The organism is Celerinatantimonas yamalensis (genome assembly GCF_046054155.1).
GTDB lineage: Bacteria > Pseudomonadota > Gammaproteobacteria > Enterobacterales > Celerinatantimonadaceae > Celerinatantimonas > Celerinatantimonas yamalensis.
The window spans coordinates 338476-364131 of record NZ_JBEQCT010000003.1; the positions used below are offsets into that span (position 1 = coordinate 338476).

General features: G+C 45.0%; 22 protein-coding genes and 1 tRNA gene. 17 read left to right on the forward strand and 6 right to left on the reverse strand.

Annotated elements, in window-relative coordinates:
• Positions 1-6: 6 nt before the first annotated feature.
• The 3 genes from rlmA to pflB all read right to left on the reverse strand — a co-directional run bounded on the left by rlmA (position 7) and on the right by pflB (position 3981).
• A complete protein-coding gene (gene rlmA, locus ABUE30_RS09575; protein WP_408623524.1) occupies positions 7-816 on the reverse strand; it encodes a 23S rRNA (guanine(745)-N(1))-methyltransferase in 810 nt (269 codons plus the stop codon).
• Between the two features lie 46 nt (positions 817-862).
• On the reverse strand, positions 863-1606 hold the full coding sequence (gene pflA / locus ABUE30_RS09580; protein WP_408623525.1) for a pyruvate formate lyase 1-activating protein: 744 nt from the start codon (positions 1604-1606) through the stop codon (positions 863-865).
• 89 nt (positions 1607-1695) lie between these two features.
• The gene (pflB, locus tag ABUE30_RS09585) at positions 1696-3981 is read right to left on the reverse strand and encodes a formate C-acetyltransferase (protein WP_408623527.1); all 2286 of its coding nucleotides are present in this window, start codon (positions 3979-3981) and stop codon (positions 1696-1698) included.
• A 678-nt stretch (positions 3982-4659) separates the two neighbouring features.
• Here pflB and ABUE30_RS09590 point away from each other — a divergent pair.
• The gene (locus tag ABUE30_RS09590; protein WP_408623528.1) at positions 4660-5430 is read left to right on the forward strand and encodes an ABC transporter ATP-binding protein; all 771 of its coding nucleotides are present in this window, start codon (positions 4660-4662) and stop codon (positions 5428-5430) included.
• 103 nt (positions 5431-5533) lie between these two features.
• On the opposite strand, the gene ABUE30_RS09595 is transcribed toward ABUE30_RS09590, so the two are convergent.
• Positions 5534-6142, reverse strand: a complete 609-nt coding sequence (locus ABUE30_RS09595) for a glutathione S-transferase family protein (protein WP_408623530.1) — start codon at positions 6140-6142, stop codon at positions 5534-5536.
• Between the two features lie 237 nt (positions 6143-6379).
• On the opposite strand from ABUE30_RS09595, the gene ABUE30_RS09600 reads away from it, so the two are divergent.
• Positions 6380-7348, forward strand: coding sequence for a zinc transporter ZntB (locus tag ABUE30_RS09600; protein WP_408623531.1), 969 nt, complete (start codon positions 6380-6382; stop codon positions 7346-7348).
• Positions 7349-7995: 647 nt separating this feature from the next.
• A complete protein-coding gene (locus tag ABUE30_RS09605; RefSeq protein WP_408623532.1) occupies positions 7996-9390 on the forward strand; it encodes an ammonium transporter in 1395 nt (464 codons plus the stop codon).
• Positions 9391-9485: 95 nt separating this feature from the next.
• On the opposite strand, the gene ABUE30_RS09610 is transcribed toward ABUE30_RS09605, so the two are convergent.
• Positions 9486-9561 (reverse strand) — tRNA-Arg (locus ABUE30_RS09610).
• Positions 9562-10324: 763 nt separating this feature from the next.
• Here ABUE30_RS09610 and ABUE30_RS09615 point away from each other — a divergent pair.
• The 4 genes from ABUE30_RS09615 to ABUE30_RS09630 all read left to right on the forward strand — a co-directional run bounded on the left by ABUE30_RS09615 (position 10325) and on the right by ABUE30_RS09630 (position 13776).
• Positions 10325-12238 carry a methyl-accepting chemotaxis protein gene (locus ABUE30_RS09615; RefSeq protein ID WP_408623533.1) on the forward strand — a complete coding sequence of 638 codons (1914 nt, stop codon included), beginning with the start codon at positions 10325-10327 and terminating at the stop codon, positions 12236-12238.
• 151 nt (positions 12239-12389) lie between these two features.
• Positions 12390-12791, forward strand: a complete 402-nt coding sequence (locus ABUE30_RS09620; RefSeq protein WP_408623534.1) for a thiol-disulfide oxidoreductase DCC family protein — start codon at positions 12390-12392, stop codon at positions 12789-12791.
• 358 nt (positions 12792-13149) lie between these two features.
• Complete coding sequence (locus ABUE30_RS09625) at positions 13150-13344, forward strand: Rossmann-fold NAD(P)-binding domain-containing protein (protein ID WP_408623535.1); 195 nt, start codon at positions 13150-13152, stop codon at positions 13342-13344.
• A gap of 183 nt (positions 13345-13527) precedes the next feature.
• Positions 13528-13776, forward strand: a complete 249-nt coding sequence (locus tag ABUE30_RS09630; RefSeq protein WP_408623536.1) for a VF530 family protein — start codon at positions 13528-13530, stop codon at positions 13774-13776.
• Positions 13777-13784: 8 nt separating this feature from the next.
• On the opposite strand, the gene bioA is transcribed toward ABUE30_RS09630, so the two are convergent.
• Positions 13785-15080, reverse strand: coding sequence for an adenosylmethionine--8-amino-7-oxononanoate transaminase (gene bioA / locus ABUE30_RS09635; RefSeq protein ID WP_408623537.1), 1296 nt, complete (start codon positions 15078-15080; stop codon positions 13785-13787).
• Between the two features lie 373 nt (positions 15081-15453).
• On the opposite strand from bioA, the gene bioB reads away from it, so the two are divergent.
• The 10 genes from bioB (at position 15454) to ABUE30_RS09685 (ending at position 25412) form a co-directional block, all read left to right on the forward strand.
• Complete coding sequence (gene bioB, locus ABUE30_RS09640; protein ID WP_408623538.1) at positions 15454-16503, forward strand: biotin synthase BioB; 1050 nt, start codon at positions 15454-15456, stop codon at positions 16501-16503.
• A 3-nt stretch (positions 16504-16506) separates the two neighbouring features.
• A complete protein-coding gene (locus tag ABUE30_RS09645) occupies positions 16507-17682 on the forward strand; it encodes an 8-amino-7-oxononanoate synthase (protein WP_408623582.1) in 1176 nt (391 codons plus the stop codon).
• Positions 17669-18442, forward strand: a complete 774-nt coding sequence (gene bioC, locus ABUE30_RS09650; RefSeq protein WP_408623539.1) for a malonyl-ACP O-methyltransferase BioC — start codon at positions 17669-17671, stop codon at positions 18440-18442. Before ABUE30_RS09645 ends, bioC begins: the two co-directional genes overlap by 14 nt.
• On the forward strand, positions 18439-19137 hold the full coding sequence (gene bioD / locus ABUE30_RS09655; RefSeq protein WP_408623540.1) for a dethiobiotin synthase: 699 nt from the start codon (positions 18439-18441) through the stop codon (positions 19135-19137). The genes bioC and bioD overlap by 4 nt, the downstream gene beginning before the upstream one ends.
• A gap of 197 nt (positions 19138-19334) precedes the next feature.
• Complete coding sequence (htpX, locus tag ABUE30_RS09660; RefSeq protein WP_408623541.1) at positions 19335-20207, forward strand: protease HtpX; 873 nt, start codon at positions 19335-19337, stop codon at positions 20205-20207.
• A 532-nt stretch (positions 20208-20739) separates the two neighbouring features.
• The gene (locus tag ABUE30_RS09665) at positions 20740-21573 is read left to right on the forward strand and encodes an ABC transporter ATP-binding protein (RefSeq protein ID WP_408623542.1); all 834 of its coding nucleotides are present in this window, start codon (positions 20740-20742) and stop codon (positions 21571-21573) included.
• Positions 21570-22448, forward strand: a complete 879-nt coding sequence (locus ABUE30_RS09670) for an ABC transporter permease (RefSeq protein WP_408623543.1) — start codon at positions 21570-21572, stop codon at positions 22446-22448. The genes ABUE30_RS09665 and ABUE30_RS09670 overlap by 4 nt, the downstream gene beginning before the upstream one ends.
• The gene (locus tag ABUE30_RS09675; protein WP_408623544.1) at positions 22445-23557 is read left to right on the forward strand and encodes an ABC transporter permease; all 1113 of its coding nucleotides are present in this window, start codon (positions 22445-22447) and stop codon (positions 23555-23557) included. Before ABUE30_RS09670 ends, ABUE30_RS09675 begins: the two co-directional genes overlap by 4 nt.
• A 35-nt stretch (positions 23558-23592) precedes the next feature.
• On the forward strand, positions 23593-24609 hold the full coding sequence (locus ABUE30_RS09680; RefSeq protein ID WP_408623545.1) for an ABC transporter substrate-binding protein: 1017 nt from the start codon (positions 23593-23595) through the stop codon (positions 24607-24609).
• A 113-nt stretch (positions 24610-24722) separates the two neighbouring features.
• Entirely contained in the window at positions 24723-25412 is a 690-nt protein-coding gene (locus tag ABUE30_RS09685) for a TetR family transcriptional regulator C-terminal domain-containing protein (protein WP_408623546.1), read from the forward strand.
• Positions 25413-25656 lie beyond the last annotated feature (244 nt).

Genomic DNA, 25656 nt, shown 5'->3' on the forward strand with positions numbered 1-25656 from the left:
ATATGATTAATGGGCGTCCCGAGTATAGTGATGCAGTGTAAATTGCGCATCGACTGGGCTTTTATCCTCGATGAACTGCTGACGCGTATCGCGGGTTAATTTCCAAGCAAATGGGGTCATATCCATGAGTTGTTCGCGGCTATTGGCATCTAATGTCATAGGATAACAGATAGTTTGTGATTGTTGATGGGTGAGCCCCGGTAATGTTTCCGGCACATCGACATGGGCGCGCAGTTCTGGGTAAATGTATTGACGTAATTGTTTTAGGTGCCAAGCTCCGGGGACAACGGTAATGAGAGCGGCGCCTGGGCGCAAGCAACGCATCACTTGTGAGTCATCTTGAGGGGCAAAAATTCGCGTGATGAGATCCAGCGATTGGTCGGCAAAAGGTAAACGCTGATTACTCGCTACTACAAATCGGCACTCGGGATAGCGCTTGGCGGCTTGTTGTATTCCCCGTTTGGCAATATCTAGCCCCCATACTTGAGCGTCCAATTGACGCAACTGATCGGTGTAGAACCCCTCACCGCAGCCCATATCTAAGATCTGATGATAGGATTTGGCGGTAGCGGCCATTTGAATTAGTGCATCGGCTAACGGTTGATAATAGCCCTGTTGTAAGAATAGCTGCCGAGCTTTAAGCATCGTGGCGTTATCACCGGGGTTCTTAGAGTGTTTAAATTGCACCGCCAGTAAGTTGACATAGCCTTCTTTAGCCTGATCAAAATGATGACGATGATTGCATTGCCACGCTTTACCGTTTTGGATGAGAGGGCCGTGGCATATCGGACAACTTAAAATACTAGGGGTGCTCAAAGCGAGTGCTCTCTACGACATACGGCCCCGAAGGGCCGTCATAAAATTAGAAAATAACTTTCGGGTGATATTCTAACAGAATTTTTTGCAGCCGTTCCATGGTTTCTTTAGGCGGCGCTTCAACACCTTCTAATGGGTAAGCTTCACCCATAGTAGTCCATTTATGTTTGCCTAATTCATGATAAGGCAGCATTTCGATGCGCTCGATATTGCTCATCCCTTGGATGAATTCACCCAGTAATCGAGCGGAGCGATCGCTATCGGTATAACCAGGGACAACCACATGACGGATCCAAGTTCGTTTACCGATCTTTTGGAGATACTTCGCAAAATCGAGTGTACGATGATTGCTCACACCCACAAGCTGTTGGTGTACATCGTCATCGAGCTGCTTGAGATCAAGTAAAACTAAATCAGTGGCATCCATCAGTTCATCAATCACCGGTGTGTGTTTACGGACATAACCGTTGGTGTCCAAACATGTATTGACACCATGTTCATGGCAAGCTCGAAATAGATCACGGATAAATTCAGGCTGCAAAATTGCTTCGCCACCTGATGCGGTGATACCACCACCACTAGCATTCATATAACTTTTATAGGGAAGCAACTCATTGATTAACTCATCCACCGTGACTTCTTTGCCAGTGTGAATATCCCACGTGTCGCGGTTATGGCAAAATATGCAACGCATTAAACAGCCCTGCATGAATACAATAAAGCGGATCCCCGGCCCATCAACGGTACCGCAGGATTCAGTCGAGTGGATACGGCCCTTTAATTGCGCCATAACAAGCCTCCTATTAAAAAAGGCCTTGTCCATTGGGCAAGGCCTTTTGCTTCTCAATTACTCTTTATTTTATCAGGTTACTCGAACAATTACATGTGGTCTGTAAAAGTACGAGTGACAACGTCTTGCTGCTGTTCACGAGTCAGTGAGTTAAAGCGAACGGCATAGCCTGATACACGGATAGTCAACTGAGGATATTTTTCAGGATTTTCCATTGCATCTAACAGCATTTCACGGTTCATCACGTTCACATTCAGATGTTGACCACCTTCTACAGCGTTTTCGTGATGGAAGTAACCGTCCATCAGGCCCGCTAAGTTGCTACGACGAGAATCATCTTCTTTACCTAACGCATTTGGAACGATAGAGAAAGTATAAGAGATACCATCTTGTGCACTTGAGAATGGGAGTTTACCAACAGAAGTCAATGAAGCGACTGCGCCTTTTTCATCACGGCCATGCATTGGGTTGGCACCAGGAGCAAATGGAGCACCTGCGCGGCGACCGTCTGGAGTAGTCCCAGTTTTTTTACCATAAACAACGTTTGAAGTAATGGTCAAAATTGACTGAGTTGGTGTTGAGCCGCGATAAGTGCTTAATGAACGAATTTTGTTCATGAAGCGTTCAACTAAATCACAAGCGATCGAATCAACGCGGTCATCGTTGTTGCCAAATTTAGGATACTCACCTTCGATTTCAAAATCGACAGCTAGACCATCTTCATCACGAATTGGTTTAACTTTGGCATATTTAATTGCAGACAAAGAGTCCGCTGCAACTGATAAACCAGCGATACCACATGCCATTGTGCGATAAACATCACGGTCATGCAGTGCAAGCAGTGATGCTTCATAGCTATATTTGTCATGCATATAGTGGATACAGTTCAAAGCGGTGACATATTGCATGGCCAACCAATCCATGAAGCCGTCCATTTTGCTGAATACTTCTTCATAATCTAAGTATTCGCCAGTGATTTTGTCCATTTTTGGACCGACTTGGATTTTTTTCTTCTCATCAACACCACCATTGATGGTATACAACAAGGTTTTAGCCAAGTTAGCACGGGCACCAAAGAACTGCATCTGTTTACCAATAACCATTGGTGATACACAACAAGCAATGGCATAGTCATCGCTGTCGAAATCAGGACGCATTAAATCATCGTTTTCATATTGGATAGATGATGTGTCAATGGATACTTTGGCACAGAATTTTTTCCAAGCAACTGGCAGGTGTTCTGACCACAAGATAGTCATGTTTGGCTCTGGAGAAGGGCCCATGGTGTACAATGTGTTCAAGAAACGGAATGAAGTGCGAGTTACTAATGTCCGGCCATCTAAGCCCATACCACCGAGTGATTCAGTTGCCCAGATTGGGTCACCTGAGAACAATTCATCATATTCAGGAGTACGTAAGAAGCGAACCATACGTAGTTTCATAACCAAGTGGTCAATCAGCTCTTGAGCTTCTTCTTCGTTCAGTTTACCTGCAGCGATATCACGTTCGATATAGATATCTAAGAAGGTCGCGTTACGACCAAATGACATGGCAGCACCGTTTTGAGATTTCACAGCAGCTAGATAGCCAAAGTAGGTCCATTGAACCGCTTCCTGAGCAGTTTCTGCTGGACGTGCAATGTCACAACCATATTTAGCGGCCATTTCTTTGATTTGTTTCAGCGCACGGTGTTCATCAGAGATTTCTTCACGACGACGAATTACTTCTTCCATATTTTCGCCAGTTGCAGTGGCGTGATACAGTTTTTCTTCCAGAGACTTATGTTGTGAGACTTTATCTTTCATCAAGTAGTCGATACCGTACAGAGCGATACGACGATAGTCACCGATGATACGACCACGGCCATAAGCGTCTGGCAGACCAGTTAAGATACCGGCTTTACGACAAGCGAGGATAGAACTGGTATAAACGTCAAATACGCCTTGGTTATGAGTTTTACGATACTCGGTGAAGATTTTTTCGATTTCAGGGTTTAATTCACGATTGTATGCTTGGCATGATGTTTCGATCATGCGGATACCGCCGTTAGGAATCAATGCGCGTTTTAGTGGCTTATCAGTTTGCAGACCAACGATTTTTTCTAAATCTTGGTTGATATAACCAGCATCATGAGAAGTGATTGTTGAAGCAACATCAGTATCAAAATCAACAGGAGCGTGAGTGCTGTTTTCCTGTTTGATCCCTTCCATTACTTTTTCCCACAGTGCTTTTGTTGCAGCTGTAGCTTCTGCTAAGAAACTCTCATCGCCTTCATACGGTGCGTAGTTTTTTTGAATGAAGTCACGAACGTTGACACTTTTTTGCCAATCACCCGCAGCAAAACCTTTCCAGGCCTGAGTGTTTTGTTCTGCCATGTTATACCTACCTTTAACTATTCAGTAGAAAAGAAATTGATTTGCTTTTGTTCAACCCTGCTGCTTGGTTTACCTTGCTGCTGACTTGAACCACTAAAACCAATGTCCGATTAAGCGGACTAAACTAGCATTTTATCAGTTTGTTAACTCGCTGACTAAAAGCCCTTGTTAATCTGCTATCTTAAAGTATGCGGTGATTGTACAAAGCTACCGGACATGTGAACTTGATCACGATCAACCGTCACTCGCTATTATGTAAACTTACAACATAAAGTCTGTTGCAGTGGTTAAATGTTATCGTGAGATCGCGTTGAATTGTTGGCGAAATTCTGTATTTTTGCGTAAATTATGTACAACTTCAGTAAGATGGGAATCTACGTTATATATATACAAAGATGCAAACTTGTGGAGGGTTATAATTGCTGCCATCGGCGATGTTTATCATGTCAGAATAGTCGCTCGTGTGAGTGGCATAGAATAGTGAACAAGCAACCTTGTGTTTCCATGGATTAGCTCGCAAGGCGCTTGTTTGGTGGCCCTGGGGTCGCGCTGATGCATGGCGAGTTACTTTAGCAGCTGCTAAGGTGGGGAAGCATTTGTGTTTTAGACAACACAATGGTAACTTCGCCACCTTGCTACAACTGCATATTCAGCTAAGTTATATAGGTAGTTATTCAAATGAATGATCTTCCCGCTTTAGAAGTGACAGGGATCCACAAAACATTTGGTCAAACCGAGGTTCTCAAAGGAATCGATTTAACGGCTCACAAAGGGGATGTGATTTCGATTATTGGTTCATCTGGCTCAGGTAAAAGCACTTTTTTAAGATGCATCAATTTATTAGAAATCCCAACGCAGGGTGAGATATCAGTTCATGGCGAGGTGTTATTATTTAAGCATAATCGCTCAGGCGCGCGCGTTCCTGCGGATAAAAAACAAGTACAACGGGTGCGCTCGAAACTAGCGATGGTGTTTCAAAGCTTTAATCTATGGTCGCACTTATCGGTACTTGATAACATTACTCAGGCCCCGATCCATGTCCTCAATGTTCCGCGTAAGGAAGCTGAAGAGAAAGCTGAAGCATTGTTGCATAAGGTTGGGCTTTATGACCGTCGTCATTATTATCCCGCTCATATGTCAGGCGGTCAGCAGCAACGCGCCGCGATCGCTCGGGCGTTAGCGGTCGAGCCGGAAGTGATGTTATTTGATGAGCCCACTTCTGCGCTTGATCCTGAATTGGTGGGTGATGTGTTAAAAGTGATGCGTGCACTCGCTGAAGAAGGGCGCACCATGGCAGTGGTCACTCATGAAATGAGTTTTGCTCGAGATGTGTCTTCACACGTGATGTTTTTACATCAGGGCGTTGTTGAGGAGCAGGGTAACCCAACGAAAGTATTTGATCATCCTGACTCAGAGCGAATGAAGCAGTTTTTAGCGCCTAAATATTAATCTTTCCGGTAACTCCAGATAGGTGCGCCACTGCGTTGGCGCTTTGTTTATTCTCAGCTGTCAGTGCGTGACATAGCCGTGAGGTGTTCTGAATAGCTAATTATTATTGAAATGCTGGTCTTTGTTTGAGCTGGTTATGCCAGTTCAACAGATTGGGCCAGCGTTGATCAATTTCAACATCAAGCAGTTTCGCTACTTTTAACATAATAAACGCACTGATATCGGCAATGCTAAATTGATTTCCTGCAATATAATCAAAGTTACTGAGTTGCTGCTCTAGTTTGGGTAGGATATATTGAAACCGTAGCAATGCTTCATGGCCCCATGCATCAATACAATTTTCTCGTTGTTGATAGATTTTTTTCAAATGACGAAATGCTTGCGAAATCAGTTGAATCCCTTCTAGTTCAATGACTCGATTCCACATCTCAATTTTGCCAATGGTTTCTGGCGACTCCCCGAATAAATGTTGCGGGCAAGGATACAATGCATCTAAATATCGACAGATAGCAATTGACTCACACAAGCACTCTCCTGAATCCAATGTTAACACCGGGACTTTGCCATTGAGGCTGATGCGTTTAAATTCATCTTTAAGGTTATCGCCTGCTCTTACGTTTATTTCAATGCGAGGAATGGTTAAATCGTTTTCTTTAAGGAATATATCGACTCGTTGGCAATTGGGCGTTGCCGCCGTTTGATAGAGTTTCATTGTGTCTCCTTGTGGCTCTGCCACACGTTCATTGATGTGACTATCATGGTAACTTATGGTTGTTTGAGTTAAACCTGAAAATCACTGTCTTTGACAATACCATAGTATTAGCTAATAGTTTGAGCTAGATGTATAACAATGACGCCAATAGAGCGATAGTCTTTGAGTTTAAGAGCATCTTCTCGGTAGATTTAAGACGAATAGGGTGTGAATGATTTGCCCCAATAAGGAGAATTAATGGACGACGCTTTCATTGCTGCTTTTTTGTTTGACGGGCAAGGCGGTGCGCAAGACTTAACAGAAAGTCAAGTGCGAAAATGGCGACCGTCAGATGGCTTGCTTTGGGTGCATATCGATTGCGCTAATGAACAAGGACGGCAATGGTTGGAAGAGGCAAGTGATGTTGATTCCATATTAGTCGGTGCCTTATTGAGTGAAGATACACGTCCTCGTATTACTCATTTTCAAGAACAATCACTGGTGTTTTTACGTGGGGTAAACCTCGCTGAAGGCGCTGATCCCGAAGACATGGTGTCGCTAAGGGTATTAGCCAGTCGAGAACGTATTATCTCGACGCGGCGGCGGCGTCTACTATCGGTTGTCGATATTATTGAATCGCTGCGTGCAGGGGATGGGCCTGTGAGTACCTCTGATTTTTTAGCTCGGGTTTGTCATTACTTAACGATGCGTATTGATGCAGTGGTCGATGACATCGAAGAGCGGATGGCTGATCTTGAAGAGATCTTAATCGATGGTCAGGCTCAACAAGTTCGAAGCGATTTAACGCTATTGCGTCGGCGCAGTATTAAATTACGACGATATTTGGGGCCGCAACGTGAAGCTATGTTTAAATTAAGTAGTGATCGCCGGAGTTGGATCGATGACAGTGATCGCCCTTTATTGCAAGAAAGTACGGACCGCTTGAATCGGTTTGTTGAAGAGTTGGATACTATCCGCGAACGAGCTATTTTGACGCAAGAAGAACTCGCCAGCCAAGTGACGGATCAAATGAACCAACGCATGTATGTGATGTCGTTGATTGCAGCCGTGTTTCTACCATTAAGCTTTTTTACTGGGCTTTTGGGAATAAATGTCGGTGGGATCCCTGGCAGTCAGAATGGACATGCCTTTGTCATCGTCAGCCTGATCTTATGCTTGATTGGTTTTCTTATTTTGGGGGTGTTTAAGCTGAAACGATGGTTTTAGTCTGTCACTAAGACGGGCTTATGTAGCGGCTATATCCTCGTATGGCACACTGCAGCTCTGACTGGCATTGCGCGCTTTCCTTGCACCTGTGGGACTTAAACCAATTTGTTTCATGACGTTGGTCGTTGATTTCAGTATTCCTTTTTCTTCGAGTCTGCCCTTGTCCTCTTTAATGCCATTTCTGTTAGTACCCTCGATGGCATTTCAGTAACGTGTTGAAGCAACAATGCTTATGTTGCACGGGTGCACGCTTCTATTCGTAAATCTTCGCGCTAATATAAAGCAAGAAATTCCGTTAGGGTTCCATCATGGTGCATCGCTGTTTCTATTGGGACAAAGTTTCAATAATAATGCGGATGTGAGGCGCAATAACATCATTAAAATTTATTTATCTATATGATTTTACGATGATTATATCTTTATTTACTGATTTAAAATAACTGTCATTATATCTGGAATGGTCTATGCAGAAAATTTAATTACTATCATACAGGTTACTCATATTTAGCATCAGCAGAGCATCTAGTTGAATAGATTAGATTGCATTGAAACGGCTTGTGTAAACACTCCCACTGTTGAGTTTTACAAGTTAAATGATAGCTGAAGATGACATCAGGGATTCAAAAGGTTAATAAAGGAGATGGACCATGAAGAGATTATCTTCAAAGCTATGTGTTGCTATGTTGGCGGGATTGCCAGTTATTGCGATGGCAGATACCCCGATCACGGCGACAGCTGTACAGAATAATTTAAATTTTGTATGGACATTAGTTGCAGCATTTTTGGTTTTTCTTATGCAAGCAGGGTTTGCGCTGGTTGAAATCGGCATGACTCGAGCTAAAAATGCAGCCAATATTTTGATGAAAAATGTCATGGACTTTTGTATTGGTTCATTGGCTTTTTGGGCGGTAGGGTTTGGTCTAATGTTTGGGGTTTCCAATGGTGTATTTGGAACCACTGATTTTTTCTTTAGCGGTGCATCGGGTGATGGTGCAGCATGGAACTATGCATTTTGGATGTTCCAAGTGGTCTTCTGCGCGACAGCCGCCACTATTATTTCTGGGGCGGTGGCTGAGCGGACTAAATTTAGCGCGTATTTAGCTTATTCAGTAGCCGTTTCCGCAGTTATTTACCCCGTCTTTGGTAGTTGGGCATGGGGCAGTCTGTACCATGGTGGGGGGTGGCTTGAACATTTAGGCTTTATCGATTTTGCCGGTTCAAGCGTGGTTCACTCTGTCGGTGGTTGGCTCGCCTTAGCGGGTGCGATTGTTGTTGGCCCTCGCATAGGTAAGTTTGATAAACACGGTAAAGCAAAAGCGATACCTGGTCATAATATTCCTTTAGCGGGTCTTGGCGTGTTTTTATTGTGGTTTGGTTGGTATGGTTTTAACCCTGGTTCAACAACAACGGGGAATACCTCTATTGCTGAAATTGCTGTGACCACCACGTTAGCAGCAGCTGCAGCCTCTATTTCTGCCATGGCTTACACTTGGATCAAATATGGTAAAAGTGATGTCGGTATGACACTCAATGGTGCTTTGGCCGGGCTGGTTGGGATCACGGCAGGATGTGCGAATGTCTCACCTCTATCAGCGGTCATCATTGGTTTAGTGGCTGGGGTATTGGTGGTGATGTCGGTCTTGTTCTTTGATCGCATTAAAATCGATGATCCTGTGGGTGCCGTTTCTGTGCATGGGGTTTGTGGTGCATGGGGAACATTAGCCGCCGGGATTTTCGATAAAGGTGGGTTCTCATGGGGTGTGGTTGGCGTACAAGCTGTCGGAGTCGTTACCTGCTTCTTGTGGGCATTTTTAGCCGGGCTGTTCGTCTTTAAAATTATTGACGTTGTCATTGGGATGCGAGTCACTAAAGAAGAAGAGATGGCCGGGTTAGATTATGCCGAGCATGGTGCCAATTCTTATCCAGATTTCCAAGTGATCAATATGGGCGCAGGAACTCATATTGGTTCTGGTTCAGCAGGAAAATCTCAACAAGAAGAATATCCCGTATCAGGAACTTCAACCGCACATTCACATGAATAATTAACACTTCATTATCATTGCGTTTAAAAAGGTCACGGTAGTGGCCTTTTTTATTGCTGAAAGTGCGCTGCAATGGTATGCATGCTAAGAAAAAGTGGCGTCCCCTGCGAGATTTGAACTCACGTCTAAGACTTAGGAGGTCCTTGTTCTATCCAACTGAACTAAGGGGACGTATTCAAGAGAATTCGAAGTATACGGATTTATCGAAGCTGAGTGAAGTGTTCATTGCCTAACAGATTAATAATTAAACAAATAATAATCAGAATAGATAACGGCTAAGAGAGTATTCACGGCGGGACAAATGAACGGTGGATGCATTTCAAGGTTGCTTCGCGCTATAACGAGCAGTACTTCTTTCTAAGAACTTAAGTCATCAATGAGACTGTCGAACTTGGCATTTAGAGCTCGTCATAAAATCAATTCTCTGTAAATGAACCATCCTAGGTTTTATTCATTTAATAGTTATTTACCCACTAGATGAGTGATCGCTCATTATTCATTATCTCCTGTTTTGTCGTGAAACTGCTAATGTGATATCCGTATAAGGTGGGGCGGGCGTATGTCTGTTCAGATTTTGAATGCTGCCTTGGTTGACTAGAAAAATGAGTCAGAACGTCCAGTAGTGATTATTTGTATGCTAATGATTGTTTGTCTAATAAACATAAATTGATTGAAAAATGTTCATATGTTTGCCCTGGCGCATAAGCGCTTTTAGCAAAAAATAAGAGTGCATGATGAGATGCATTGATTAATACAACAAATTGATTTAGATGTCATTTAATAAGTGATAACAAATTTTAGTGAATATCAAAAAACCAATCTATAGTAGTTATTAGATGAGTAAGAAGCTCATTCAACGAATGACAAAAAAGCTCTGAGTGTCTAATTAGACAAGACTATAAGCGAGTGTACATATTTTAAACAAGGATAGCTTATGTTAGGTATAAATCGATTTATAGAGAACCTCTCAATTGGTGCAAAAATCGCTTCCGGATTTTTTGTTGTACTGATTTTGGCAATTATCGTAGGGTTGACGGGAATTCAAGGTGTCGGGCAATTTTTGACTAGAAGCGAGAAAGTTGCACTAGCCTCTAAGATCGATCAGGTGATTGGTGATGCGAAAATTGCTCGTTCGCAGCTTGTGCAAACCGGTACGAACCAAAGCTACGATAAATTATCACAAGTTATCAAACAACTTCATCAATTGGTCGCTAAAGGTAAGCAAACTTATCGTCTTCCTACTTCTATCAAAATAGTGAATCAACTAGAGAAAGAATTAACGGCTTATGAAAGCACTTTTCAAGATTTTTCAACAATTAATAGACAGCGTTTGACACTCAATAAAGAAGCGAAACAACTACAACGAGATATCCTGGCAAAGTTTAGTCGACTTATCTCACAACTTCGTGAACATGATAGCCAATTGGCGACCATCGATGCGTTACTTGCTCAGCATGAACTTGATCAAATTAACTTAGAGTTGTACATGCAAGTGCGACAAGATGAACCCTTTAAATCTGATGAAATTCAACAGCTTTTAGATCGCGTCGTCGAAAAAACGACTCAAGCACAATTGGGTAACCCATCGCTGCAACAACTACAACAAGAATTGATACACGATTTGTTGCAAGCACAAGCCCTTATCAAATCATATTCTGGGGTTCATGATGCTGTTTTAGTCAGTCAAAATGAATTCTCGGCACAAGCCCAGTTAATGCATCAAAACACTGATGCGTTGACGCACTATCAAGATCTAAAACGTGTCAGTGATGGCCAGCAAATCAAGCAAAGAATATTCGTTGTCTTAGCGGCTGTTATTATTCTAAGTATTTTTATGACTTGGTGGATCCGTCGAATCATTGTTGGACCAATTCACCAATTGATGGCGGTTGTCGCATCAATTGCGACTGGGGATCTCACCCAGCAGGTGAAGACTGATCGTCAAGATGAAATTGGGCAACTCTATGTGAGTATGGATGAGATGAGCCAAAAATTGGCCGAGCTTATCCGCGCGATAGGCTCGGGGATCTCTCAATTGAGCAGCGCTTCAGAGCAGCTGAATGTGATTAGTCAGCAAGGCGTTGAACGAGCAGGAAAGCAGCAGCAACAGACCGATCAAGTGGCGACTGCTATCAATGAAATGACTGTAACTGTTCATGAAGTAGCCAATAATGCTGAGTCTGCAGCACATTCAACCGATGAAGCTAATTCGGTGGTATCGCAAGGTAATCAAATGCTTGATGAGGCGGTTGCACTGATCCGTGAGTTGGCTGAAGAAATTACTGAGACGAACGAGGCGATGGTTGCCTTAAAAAATCAGACTGATCAAGTGGGCCAAGTGTTAGATGTGATCCGCAGCGTCGCTGAGCAAACCAACTTACTGGCATTGAATGCGGCGATTGAAGCTGCTCGGGCTGGTGAGAGTGGCCGCGGTTTTGCTGTTGTCGCTGATGAGGTTCGTAGTCTTGCCAGCCGTACACAGTCATCTGCAGAAGAGATCCATCACTTAATCGAGCAGTTACAACAAGGCGCAGAACACTCCTCGTCGATGATGCAAATGAGTCAGAAAAAGTCGTCTGAAAATGCGCAAAATGCGCAACATATGATGGAAATGTTTGAACAAATTAGCACGATTGTGGATCAAATCCGCGCGATGAATCAACAAATTGCCACTGCTGCAGAAGAACAATCGCAGGTATCTGAGTCGATTAACCAGAATATTATGATGGTAAGAGATTTAGGGGAAGAAACAAATATTGCATCGAAAGAGTCAGCACAAGCGGTGGTTGGATTGAACAAACTAAGTCATCAACTTCAGGGTATGATTGAGCATTTTAAAGTGGCTTAGTCATCAGAGCATAAGGTCGCTATGCAGTTATAACGAGTATTACTCAATCTAGAATAAAACAGTGGGCAACTATTGTGTAGCGACTGACTTAATTCAAACTGCTACTATAAATTTATAGTGCAGAGGAATTACCTCAGATAGGAGCTGATAAATGCTAACGATTTTTTACGATGGACAATGCCCTTTGTGTGTTCGCGAAATGCAGAAGTTAGCACAGGTCGATAAGCGTCATCAGTTGCAGTTAGTTGATCTTAATATTGCCCATTTTTCTGAGAATTATCCATATATTGATACGCTTAAAGCGTCTCGTATTTTGCATGCTCAGACCCAAACTGGAGAGATACTACTCGGGTTAGATGCAACTTGGGCAGCATGGCAACAAGTCGATAAACATCGCTGGATTAGATTATTGCGCTGGCCCGTGATCGGTTGGTTTGCCGATGTTGGCTACTGGTTTTTTGCGCGCTATCGCTACCGATTCTCGCGGTTAATTTTGGGGCAAAAAACCTGTGATGAACTGTGCGGTCTGCCTTCGAAATCGCGGGATAAATGATGTGGCGGCATACTCGGCGCTAGTAATTGATAGGTACTGAGAGCGCTATTGCGAAAGCGGTGATCACAAAACTTTGTGGTAATGCGTCTTGCGTGGTGATGCGTCTATCGCCGAGAAAAAACTCGGGCAGATTGCCTTAGCAATGTCACGCGTCATGCATTTGAATGCTTTTGTTCCTACGTTATCGTGTTGATATTTTGCGCACTCAAGGCGCATGCAAGTTGTTTTTTTTCAGTGCGGGTGTTGGCCATATTAGTGATAATCATCGCAGCGGTTGGCCTAGTTACCGCAGTTCTAAGGCCGCGCTGAATATGTAACTGATTACCGACGCGTTTGAGTATGTTAGACGAGCCAGCAGGTGAAAATTGTCGCTTTTCACCCAAGATCGACCGACACGCCACTATCGAAGCCATTTTTAAACTCGAGCACCATCAGCCAATTGTTTTCGCCTGACTTTGTTGCCCAGCAGTTATTTGCAGTTATGGACCATTTAGTTGCCGACGGCCGTGCCAGTTTTGTTGAGTGGGTTGGCGAGCCCATTCTGTGGTCATGAACTGAAACTATCCTGCTCGATGGGGCGTTGCGACTTGGGCCCGCATGCTCAGTGCATGGGCGACATGGATAAATTAGTGTAGTATCGCGCTCTTTGAGCGCGAGGTCGATGAATTCAGTTTGATTCATCATCGTGAAAGGATATTTCTATTTTATTATTGATCCTCGGAGTTGTGTTTTATTTATGAGTCATGATCAGCGTAATAATCCGTTACACGGGTTAACCCTTGAAACCATCGTTACCCAACTTGTCGACCATTATGGTTGGCAAAGCTTAGCTCAGCAGATTGCTATTAACTGTTTTAAAAGCGATCCATCGATCAAATCATCGTTGAAGTTTTTGCGCCGAACCCCATGGGCACGAACCAAAGTAGAGGCGTTATATTTGGCTACATTTGATCTGTCTAATCCATGGAATCAGAACAAAAGTTAAGCGGTTATTTAAGCCGTTTGAGTTGGGCAATGTGATAGTTCGCGAGTCACGCAGAGCATCGCTGAGGTGACTTGAGTGAGCTCTTTTGCGGTGATGACAAAAGGCGGCATAATATAGATCAGTTTGCCAAATGGGCGGATCCACACCCCCAACTCAACAAAGCGCTGTTGCATAGTGGCTAAATCCACAGCTTGATGCAACTCAATCACCCCAATCGCCCCCAGTATCCGTACATCTGCTACTGCGGCGAGGGCTTTCGCAGGGGCTAGTTCCCGCTCTAACTGGTTTTCAATTGCGTTAAGACGTTGTGGCCAGTCCATCTGCAATAGCCGCTGCGTGCTGGCAAGGGCAATGCTACAAGCTAAGGGATTGCCCATAAACGTTGGGCCGTGCATCAATACTCCAGCCGCGCTGTTATCAATACTATTGGCGACTTTTTCGCTGGTAAGCGTCGCGGACAATGTCATATAACCGCCGGTAAGTGCTTTACCAACACACATAATATCTGGTGAGATCTGCGCATGTTCGCAGGCAAAAAGTTTGCCAGTACGGCCAAAGCCAGTGGCTATTTCATCGGCTATCAGCAGCAAATTATAGTCATCGCATAATGCCCGAACGCCTTTCAGATAGTTGGGATGATAGATCCGCATTCCCCCAGCACCCTGGACAATCGGTTCTAAAATAATTGCGGCGATCTCTTGATGATGCTTAGCTAATAATTGCTTGAGCGGTATCAAATCATCAGGGTCCCATGGCTTACCAAAGCCGCATTGCGGCGGTTTACAAAATAGTTGCTGCGGTAAAAAGCCTTGATACATCCAGTGCATTGAATTGGTTGGATCGGTGACCGACATCGCCGCAAAGGTGTCGCCATGATAACCGCGGCCAATGGTTGCAAAACGGGTGCGAGTTTGACCGCGTCCTTGCCAGTATTGCATCGCCATTTTTAAAGCGACCTCGACGGCAACTGAACCTGAGTCAGCCAAGAATACTTTTTCCAAACCATCGGGCGTGATCTGAGCCAACAACGCACATAATTCCACCGCTGGCCGATGGGTGATCCCACCAAACATGACATGTGCCATCTGACTGAGCTGGTGTGATGCGGCGGCATTGAGTTCAGGAACATTGTAACCGTGGATACAGGCCCACCAAGAGGACATGGCATCAATTAGTTGCCGTCCATCTTCTAGTTCGAGATAGACGCCTTTGGCGCGTCTCACTGGGTAGCACGGCAGAGGATGGCTCATGGCGGTGTAAGGGTGCCAAACATGGTGTTGATCACGCTCGATAATATCGTTCATTAATTAATCTTTAGTAAATATTTTAGTTTTAATATATTAACAGAATATCATTAGATCCCGGTGTAATGCGATGACTTGCGATAGCATTTAATTTTCTGCTTGGGGGCGAAATTACCTGCTGCTCGCGATGTAATGGCTTGCTATTTATCAGTCTCGTAACTTTCTGTCGATAGCGAATGGTTGACGAAAGGCGAGATTGGCAAAGGTGAATTGTTTTGTGTAGAGCGCATTGCTCGGTTCAATCGATATACAAACACAAATCGATTAATAAATATTCTTTAGTAAAGGTGTAATTCATATAAAGTTGACAGCTGTGTGCAGCGCGCTAGACTATTCGTCAATTTTCATCACTTGATTGAGTATGAGTATGAGCATGTCAGATTCAGTTCGCCATGACTGGTCGTTAGCAAAGGTTGACGCCCTATTTGCGCTGCCATTTAACGACTTATTATTTCGTGCACAAACCGTTCACCGTCAGTTTTTTGATCCCAATGAAGTACAAATTTCTACCTTGTTATCGATAAAAACGGGGGCTTGTCCAGAAGATTGTAAGTATTGTCCGCAAAGTGCTCGTTACGATACTGGCCTAGAGTCAGAGCGTTTAATGGAAGTTGAACAAGTTATCCAAGAAGCTAAAAAAGCCAAACAAAATGGCTCGACCCGTTTTTGTATGGGGGCGGCTTGGAAAAATCCTAAAGAGCGGGATATGCCCTATTTGCTGAAGATGGTCGAAGGGGTGAAATCGTTAGGAATGGAAACGTGTATGACCCTTGGCATGCTCGATCAAAATCAAGCGCAAGTTCTCGCTGAAGCTGGGCTTGATTATTACAATCACAACCTAGATACCTCTCGTGACTACTACGATAAAATTATTACAACCCGCACTTATGATGATCGCCTAGATACGCTAGAAAATGTCCGTAATGCTGGAATGAAAGTGTGCTCGGGTGGGATCATGGGCTTAGGTGAAAGCGCTACCGACCGCAGTAGTTTATTGATGCAGCTGGCAAATCTGCCCATTCAGCCACAAAGCGTGCCGATCAATATGTTGGTGAAGGTGAAAGGAACACCGCTGGAAGATGCGGCCGATCTTGATCATTTTGATTTTATCCGCTGCATTGCTGTTGCGCGGATTATGATGCCTCAATCGCACGTACGCCTATCGGCAGGTCGGGAGTCGATGAATGAACAAACGCAAGCGTTATGTTTTATGGCGGGTGCTAACTCAATCTTTTACGGCTGCAAGTTATTGACCACTCCGAATCCAGAAGAAAGCGAAGACATGCGCTTGCTGCGTAAATTAGGGATGCGACCTGAGGCCGTTTCAACCCATTTAGGCAATCAAGAAGAGGAAGAGCGACTATACCGGCGAATGGCGACTCAGCAGACTAGCCATGATGAAAACTTCTATGACGCCTCCTAAATGATGAACTTTGCTAATCGCTTTGCGCAGCTGCAAGCGCGTAAAAACCAAGCTTTATTTCGACAGATTCAAGTTAACGATGCTCCGACTGGACGCACATTTGAATGTAACCGACAACGTTATCTTAATTTTTCCAGCAATGATTATCTAGGCTTGGCGGCTCATCCGCTAGTGATCAAGGCCTACCAACAAGGCGCCGCGAGTTATGGTGTGGGTTCTGGAGGGTCACCGTTAGTGACGGGGTTTCAGCGCCCGCATGCGATACTCATCGAGCAGTTATGTGACTGGCTCGACCGTCCGGCTGCGATCCTGCTTAATAGCGGCTTTGCCGCAAATCAGTTAGCGCTTAAAACTTTGCTCGGAAAGGGTGATTTGGTTGTGCAAGATAAGCTCAATCATGCGTCATTGATTGATGCTGCCTTATCGACTGCTGCTACCAGTCAACGCTTTTTACATAATCAGCCGCAAAGTTTAGCCGCGCGATTGCAGCGCAGCGTTGCGTCAAATCGTCTGGTAGTGACTGAAGGGATCTTTAGTATGGATGGGGATGCGGCACCGATTGCACCAATCAAGGCTATCTGCCAGCAACAAAATGCGTGGTTAATGGTTGATGATGCGCATGGCTTGGGCGTGCGCGGCGTGCAGGGGCGGGGCAGCTGCGCAGTGGCGCAAATTAACCCTGATTTGTTAATGGCGACTTTTGGCAAAGCGCTTGGGGTGGGTGGGGCAATGCTCTCTGGCAGTATAGAGTTAATGGAATTGTTTACTAACTTAGGGCGTGAATTTATCTACTCCACAGCCATGCCTGCTGCGCAAGCCTGTGCGGTAAGCGCAGCGATTAAACTGGTTCGGACCACTGATTTGCCGCAGATTTTAATCGCGCGTATTGAGCAGTTTAAGACACTGATGCAGCAGACCTCTTGGCGCTTGCTTCCCTCTGACAGTGCGATTCAGCCGCTATGGGTTGGTCAAGCTTCAACAGCGTTGGCTCTTTCGAGCTCACTGCGTGAGCACGGGTTTTGGGTGAGCGCGATTCGCCCTCCGACTGTACCTGCTGGACAGGCTCGACTGCGCATTACCCTAACGGCTGCCCACACCAAGGATGATATTACGCGCTTGGTTAAGGCGCTCTCTTGTTTGGCAAGCGTGTTTAACGAGGCCAATCATGGTCATCACTGACAGTAAAGCCGCTATTGCACGGCATTTTAGCCAAGCGGCAGCGCACTATCAACAGCATGCACAATTGCAACGTATCTCAGGGCAAACATTGCTCGCCTATGCTTCATCAAAATCGGTTGCTTTGTGCCTTGATTTAGGGTGTGGGAGTGGTCAGTTTTTATCGGCGTTAACTGATAATAGCGAAGACGTCATTGGCCTTGATCTATCGGCAGCGATGCTAAAACAGAGCCGAATGCATCGTCAGTCGGTAAAATTATTGCAAGGCGATGCAGAGCAGTTGCCTCTGCAATCGGGGTGTGTATCACGTATTTTTTCTAATTTAGCACTGCAATGGTGCGGCGATCTCAGTGCGGCTTTAAGTGAATGTTATCGCGTCCTTCAGCCTAGCGGACAGTTACTTTTTAGTACGTTGACGTGTGGTACCTTGGATGAATTAGCGCAGAGCTTTGCCCAGGTGGACGATCACGTGCATATTCGTCCTTTCTTAACGCTGGCGCAGATCCAGCGGGCTAGTCAATCCAGCCCTTGGTGCACTTGTCAATTGACTCCCCAGCCAGTGGTGTTGGCGTATGCCAATGGTATTGATGTGCTACGAGAACTAAAAGGATTTGGTGCCAACTATCTTCACCAGCGCCGTCCCGGCCTCATGACTCCGCGTCAGCTGGCAGTGATGGAGCACTATTATCGCGAGCACTTTAGCAATGCCAAAGGGCAGCTGCTAGCGAGCTATCAAATTATCTATGGAGTCTTGAGCAAATGAGTCGTAATCGGTATCCAATTTTATTTGTCACGGGGACCGATACTGAAGTCGGCAAAACGGTGATAAGTTGTGCTTTACTGCAAGCTTTTCAACAGCACCATGTGATAGCCGATGGGTTTAAGCCACTGGCTTCAGGCGCGAAGTGGATTGATGGCCAACTGCGCAATGAAGACGGGCTTGCACTGCAAGCATATAGTGCTCGTCGCTTAGATTACACGGTGGTCAACCCGAATACCTTTGAACCGGCGATTGCGCCACATATCGCCTCTCGAATAGCCCACCAATCTGTCGATATTAGGCTTTTGGATGGCCAGCTGGAAGATTTAGTCCAAGGCAGCGAGCAAGTGATTATTGAGGGGGCTGGTGGCTGGCAAGTTCCACTCAATGACAGACAGCGTTTTGCCGATTGGGTCGGTGGTCATCATTGGCCGGTAATATTGGTTGTGGGTATTCGCTTAGGCTGCATTAACCATGCGTTGCTCAGCGCCGAGTCGATTCGCCAAATGGGGTGTACTCTCGTGGGGTGGATAGCTAATCATTGCCAGCCCAGCACTCCTGTATTGGATGAAAATGTTAGCTATTTACAAGTCCATTTGAAGGCTCCCAAGCTGGGCTCGATTGGCTATCGGACACGCGTGGATGTTGCAGATATTGCCCATGATTTAGATATATCAGTGTTGTTAAAAGATGACTAATCAAGTTATTGTTGAGTGAACAAAGCGAAGAAAATTTTTATTGATTATATAAAAACCGAATATAAACCCAATAATATTCCGAATAACAGATGCTTGACTCCTATTAGGATACAGCTAATATCCAATCTGATAGTTGATCATTCAATGATTAGCTAATAGTGGTTATCTCTTAGTTACTTTTAACGGTAGGCGTTAACATGAAACGTGTATTGCTGTTTATTCTGACCAACTTAGCCGTTGTGCTAGTGTTGGGAATTGTTCTTAATATTGTCTTCGCGGTGACAGGCTTGAACACGCGAAGTTATACAGGTTTATTAGTGTTAGCCAGTGTCTTCGGGTTTGGCGGAGCGTTTATATCACTTTTGATGTCTAAATGGATCGCTAAACGCTCGGTGGGTGCTCAAGTCATTACGCAGCCACGAGATGCTCAAGAGTATTGGTTAGTGGATACGGTCAAACGCCAAGCGAATGCAGCGGGTGTTGGCATGCCGGAAGTGGCTATCTATCAGTCGCCAGAAGTGAATGCTTTTGCCACTGGTGCGAGTAAAAATAATTCGTTGGTGGCGGTAAGCTCTGGTCTGCTTGATAGCATGACCCGCGATGAAGCCGAGGCGGTACTGGCCCATGAAATTAGCCATATTGCCAATGGTGATATGGTCACTTTGACGCTGGTACAAGGCGTGGTCAACACCTTCGTGATCTTTTTAGCGCGAGTGGTGGCCGGTATTATTGCCAACGTCGGCAATAACAGTGATGACGATCGTCCGGCTATGGGCGGCCTCGCTTATATGGCCACTGTGTTCGTGTTAGAGATGGTATTTGGCTTGTTGGCTTCAGTGATAGTGATGTGGTTCTCGCGTCAGCGAGAATTTCGCGCTGATGCCGGCAGTGCTAAGTTAGTCGGTAAACAAAAAATGATCGCCGCCCTGCAGCGTTTAGATCACAGTCATGAAAGTGAGCTGGAAGGCGCAATGAGCGCATTTGGTATTAACGGTAAAACGTCATTTAGTGAACTGTTTATGTCTCATCCTCCCATTGCAAAACGTATCGACGCATTGCGCCAGTTGTAAGCCAACTATGCAGAGCCAAGCGTTCAGCTTGGCTCTTTTGCCTCAAGTTCCGTTCTCAACATTGTCTTAGTGCGTGCACTTTTATGGTGTCACTTCCGCATCATTCATTTTTAAATAGGCTCTAACGCGATACGCTTGCTGTTTGTATATCCACTTTTTGAATAGCTAACTCATTCCCTTTGAGCTTCCCTCTCGGATCAACTGCGTTTCAGTATACGGGCTGGCTATCTGAGTGGGTGAAAACCAGATAAAAGCGCTGAGTCGGTTCCTGTTTTTTGCGAGGATCGTTAGTCAGTCTATCGAGAATGCTTTCTTGCACCGAAAGTTGAGTATTTTTTGCTCTACAATGGTTCGCTTTGATCAATCTGGTGCCCCATCAACGCAACAAAATCCATTATTGATTCATTTATTTATTAAAAATGAACGTTTTTCTCCCTATGAAAGGCCCTTACCATTACATGGCATATATCGTGCTTATCAAAAATTAACCAATTGGTCAGGAATTTTCATTAATAGCGTTAAGGAAAACATCATGAATCAACCTCTTCGGGTTTTGACCTGTGAATCCATGAGTGAAGCTGAAGCTAATCCACATTTTCGACCAGTGGTGAAAACGAAAGCGCTAAATGTGATCTATCCAGCAGCTGATCAACCTGTCCACGCATTGTCCAACATTGATCTGGTTATTGGTAAAGGTGAGTTTGTTTCCTTGATTGGGCCATCAGGATGCGGCAAAACAACATTATTGCGGGTCATTGCAGACCTTGAACCGATCACCTCTGGCACGGTATTCGTTAATGAAATGAGTCCATCAGAGGCGCGTCAGGCGCGAGCTTATGGTTATGTTTTTCAAGCGCCAACGTTGTTAATGTGGCGAACGGTGCTGGAAAATGTGATGTTGCCTTTGATTATTCAGCGGCGGCCAGTGCAAGAAGTGCAGCAAATTGCTAAAGAACAATTAGCGAAGGTTGGCCTGCAAGGCTTTGAAGATAAATATCCTTGGCAGCTCTCTGGGGGCATGCAACAAAGAGTGTCAATTGCTCGAGCTCTGGGGTTTGAGCCAAAAATATTGATGATGGATGAGCCGTTTGGTGCTCTGGATGAAATCACTCGTAATCATCTTAACCAGCAACTGCAAGAGCTTTGGCTTGAGCAGCAACGAACCGTCGTATTTGTCACGCATTCTATTTCTGAAGCGGTCTATCTGTCGACCAAAATTGTGGTGATGTCACCGCGCCCAGGGCGCATAGTTGACATTATCGACTCCCCATTACCACGCGAACGCAGCGCGGCGCTGCGCGATAGTGAAGCATTTATTCAACTCGCCCAACAGGTGCGAGATGCGCTTAAGGATGGGGCATTATGAACATCAGTTTAGGTGTCGCAAAGCGCTATGGCATACCGATGACGGTCGTGTTGGGGATTGTGTTTATCCTTTGGTATGCCTTAGCTATTGCCATGAATGCACAAGCGGTGATCGCGCGCGTATTGCCAAGTGATTGGTCAGTGAGTCAGTTGGTTGTGGCATGTTGGAACATGTCAAGACCGGTGCTGCCAACTCCCCATCAAATTATTATCGATATTTTCAATAGTATGACGCAATGGCCCGTTAGTTCACCGCGTAATATCCTCTATCATGCGTGGGTCACAGGAGAGGCCGCATTAACTGGGTTTGTCATGGGGTGCATACTGGGCATTGCGCTGGCCGTTATCATTGTCCACTCCAAAATGTTAGATCGCGCGTTGCTCCCCTGGATTGTCGCCTCACAAACGATTCCGGTATTGGCGATAGCCCCGATTGTTCTGGTTATTTTAGGCAGTTTAGGTGTGACTGGCTTATTCCCCAAAGCGGTGATTGCCATGTATTTGTGCTTTTTCCCCATTACTTTGGCGATGGTGCAGGGGCTGCGTGCTCCCCCTAAATTGCAAATGGAGTTATGTCATACCTATGCAATGACGCCACTTGACACATTTAGGCTATTACGGTTTCCATCGTCGCTGCCTTATCTATTTCCCGCTTGCCGAGTCGCTATTGCCGCAGGATTAGTGGGCACCATGGTGGCAGAGCTACCCACGGGTGCCCAAGCAGGATTAGGTGCGCGGTTATTAGTGGGGTCGTATTATGGGAATACCTTGATGATCTGGTCAGCATTGGTCGTTGCATCGTTATTAGGATTATCGTTAACGGGGCTAGTCAGTGTGGTTGAATATTGGGTGATGCGGACAAGGAGAATCGCGTGAATAACTATAAACCGGGCACGCTATTTATTGTTTTATCCTTTATTTTTACGTTACTGGGGCTGACCCAATCGGTGGTGTTAAACCTTACTGATTTGAGCATTCATTCCGATCATAACACCCTTTTATTAGGGGGATTTTTATTAGCAACGGTGGTTTATAGCTGCGTATCGCCCATTCATTTTAAACATGTTTTAGTGACGCAGCTTGGTACGTTTATCAGTGCCTATTTGCTCATACATACGGGGGCTTTATTCTCGCCGGTGCCTGCTTTTTTCTGGTTTTACGTCTTAGCGGTGGTTTTATTAGCCAATCTTTCTTTGAAATATTTAGCCGAGCTGCCAGATAGACAGATTCCGCAGTTAGTGATGACGGCTCTTTTCGGTTTTTGGTGTCTGTATGTATGGCAGTTGAGTGTGACATTTTTACACGTGCCACAAGTGCTATTACCCACCCCAACGGCGATTGCTGGCGCACTGGCAACACATAGCGCGATGTTGTGGGGCGATTTTGTACAAACCGTGGTCAAGGCGGTTGTGGCGGGCTATCTACTGGGGAATGGTTTGGGCATCGTAACAGGGATATTGATTGAACGGTCACCTTTTTTGCAGCGTGGTTTTCTGCCCTTAGCCAACTTAACGAGCACCATTCCGTTGGTGGGTATCGCGCCCATTGCAGTCATGTGGTTTGGTTTTGATTGGCCATCTAAGGCGGCTGTTATTGTATTAGTCACTTATTTCCCGGCGTTAGTTTCTACCCTGGCGGGGTTGCATTCGACCAATAAACTAGAGGGTGAGTTGATGTATTCCTATGGTGCAAATTATTGGGTTACCCTAAAAATGTTACGCCTTCCCGCCGCAATGCCATTTATTTTTAATGCATTGAAAGTGAATTCGGCATTGGCGTTGATTACCGCGATTGTGGCGGAATATTTTGGTTCGCCAACGGTAGGGTTGGGGTTTCGAATATCAGTCGAGGCAGCGCGCATGCACATGCCAATTGTTTGGTCGGCGATTGTGGTCGCGTCGGTGGCAGGTTCGTTGATCTATGCTGTTTTGGTTTATCTAGAGCGTCGAGTGACTTTTTGGCACCCCGCTATTCGCAAGGCCTAAGAGTTCAAGTCAATAATACAAAGGAAGAGTAGATGATGAGTAAACTAACATTAAGTAAAATGCTACGGACAGCTTGTGCAACGATTGTTGTGGCGACTCTGGCAACGACAGCTCATGCGATGGATAAGGTAACATTGCAATTAAAATGGCTGCCTCAAGCGCAGTTTGCTGGTTATTATGTTGCCAAGGAAAAAGGGTTTTATAAAGACCATGGGATTGAGGTCACGATTAAACCCGGCGGGACCGATATTTCCCCTGTGCAGGTGATTGCTGGCCATTCTGCTGATGTTATCGTGGATTGGATGCCCGATGCCTTGGCGGCTCGGGAATCAGGGGTCCCATTGGTGAATATTGCGCAGATCTATAATCGTTCTGGGATGATGTTGACCTGTAAAAAGTCATCGGGTATTCATTCGCCAGCCGATCTTAAGGGGAAAACATTGGGCGTGTGGTACGGCGGCAATGAATATCCATTTTTTAATTGGATGGCTAAATTGGGACTCAAACCCGGTAAAGATATTCATATTTTAAAGCAAGGGTTTAATGTTGATCCACTGCTACGCGGCCAAGCCGATTGCATTTCAGCGATGAACTATAATGAATATTGGCAGCTCATTGATGCAGGAATGAAACCCGATCAGTTGATCTCCTTTCCGTATGAAGACGAAGGCGTTTCGACACTTGAAGATGGGTTATATGTGTTAGCCCCTGATCTTAAAAAACCGGCGTTTGTCAGCAAAATGGCGAAGTTTCTAGCTGGAACCTTTGAAGGATGGAATTACGCGGTCAAACATCCTGAAGAAGCGGCTAAAATTGTTGTGGCACAAGATATGTCAGGTGCGGCAACGCTAGCGGTTCAGCAACGACAGATGGAAAACGTGGCGAAACTTATTACCTACGCCAATACCGATAAGATGGGTTACTTGGAACCTAAAGCTTATCATCGAACCATTAATATGTTACTCAATAGTGGCAAAGCGACAGTGATTAAAAAAGATCCGGGTAACAGTGCGATGACGCATGTTGTTTGGGAACTGGCCAAAAAAGAATAACCTCAATCCGCCTCAACCTAATTCATCTTGGGTTGGGGCTTTGTCAAATCCCCCGCCGCTCATTTATACTAGGCAACAATCGTGACTTCCTACATGACAGGCCAATTCAAATTATGACTGAGATCTTCGAAGCAAGTGAGATGACCCATCTTTTGCAGTTAGCGGATGAAGGCGACTCTGTGGCCTCGGCCAGTAAAGGGCGCATTCGCAAAAGTAACGAAAATTTAATTTTAGCTGCAGCGGAGCGTATTTTTTCTCAATATGGGTTTAAAGGCACAACCATGGCCCAAATTGCCGAAGAGGCGGGTTTGCCTAAAGCTAATTTACACTACTATTTTTCCAGTAAAAAGAATCTATATTTACACTTGCTTGATCGCATTATGAACGAGTGGCTTGATCCCATGGCCGAAATTTATCCAGGGGCTGATCCTAAAGTCGCGCTGGAAGCGTATGTTCGCCAGAAAATGCATCTCGTATTTGCACGCCCACAGGCGTCAAAGCTATTTGCTAATGAATTGCTGCAAGGCGCTAAAGTTCTCAGTGGGTTGTTGCATAACACGCTCAAAACGCTGGTTGTAAAAAAATCAGCGGTGATTGAGCAGTGGATTAATGAAGGTAAAATTAAACCTATTGATAGTGTTCAACTGTTTTTTTCTATGTGGGCGATGACCCAAACCTATGCTGATTTTGACGTGCAGATTAATGCCATTTTAGGTGAGTCCATCCATACGCAAGCGCAGCAAGAGCGAGCCATTGAACATGTTTTAACGATGGTTTTGCGCAGCTGTGGGCTAGCCGATTAGTTTTCCTCCTTTTCTCAACACAGAGGCATGTGCACATTATATAAGCAATAAAAGCACGATTTTTGTGCAAACTGCTCTCTTCCTCTTCATTTTCAGTTATTCATTCATGAGTCGATTGCCCACAGTTGCTGGGTTTATAGACATTTCTGACTATTTGGTCAGGTTGGCATAAATATCGCTTTGCTTCATATAATCCTAACTAATTGGTCAGGATTTAGTGCCAAATAATGACTAGGGGCAAGAC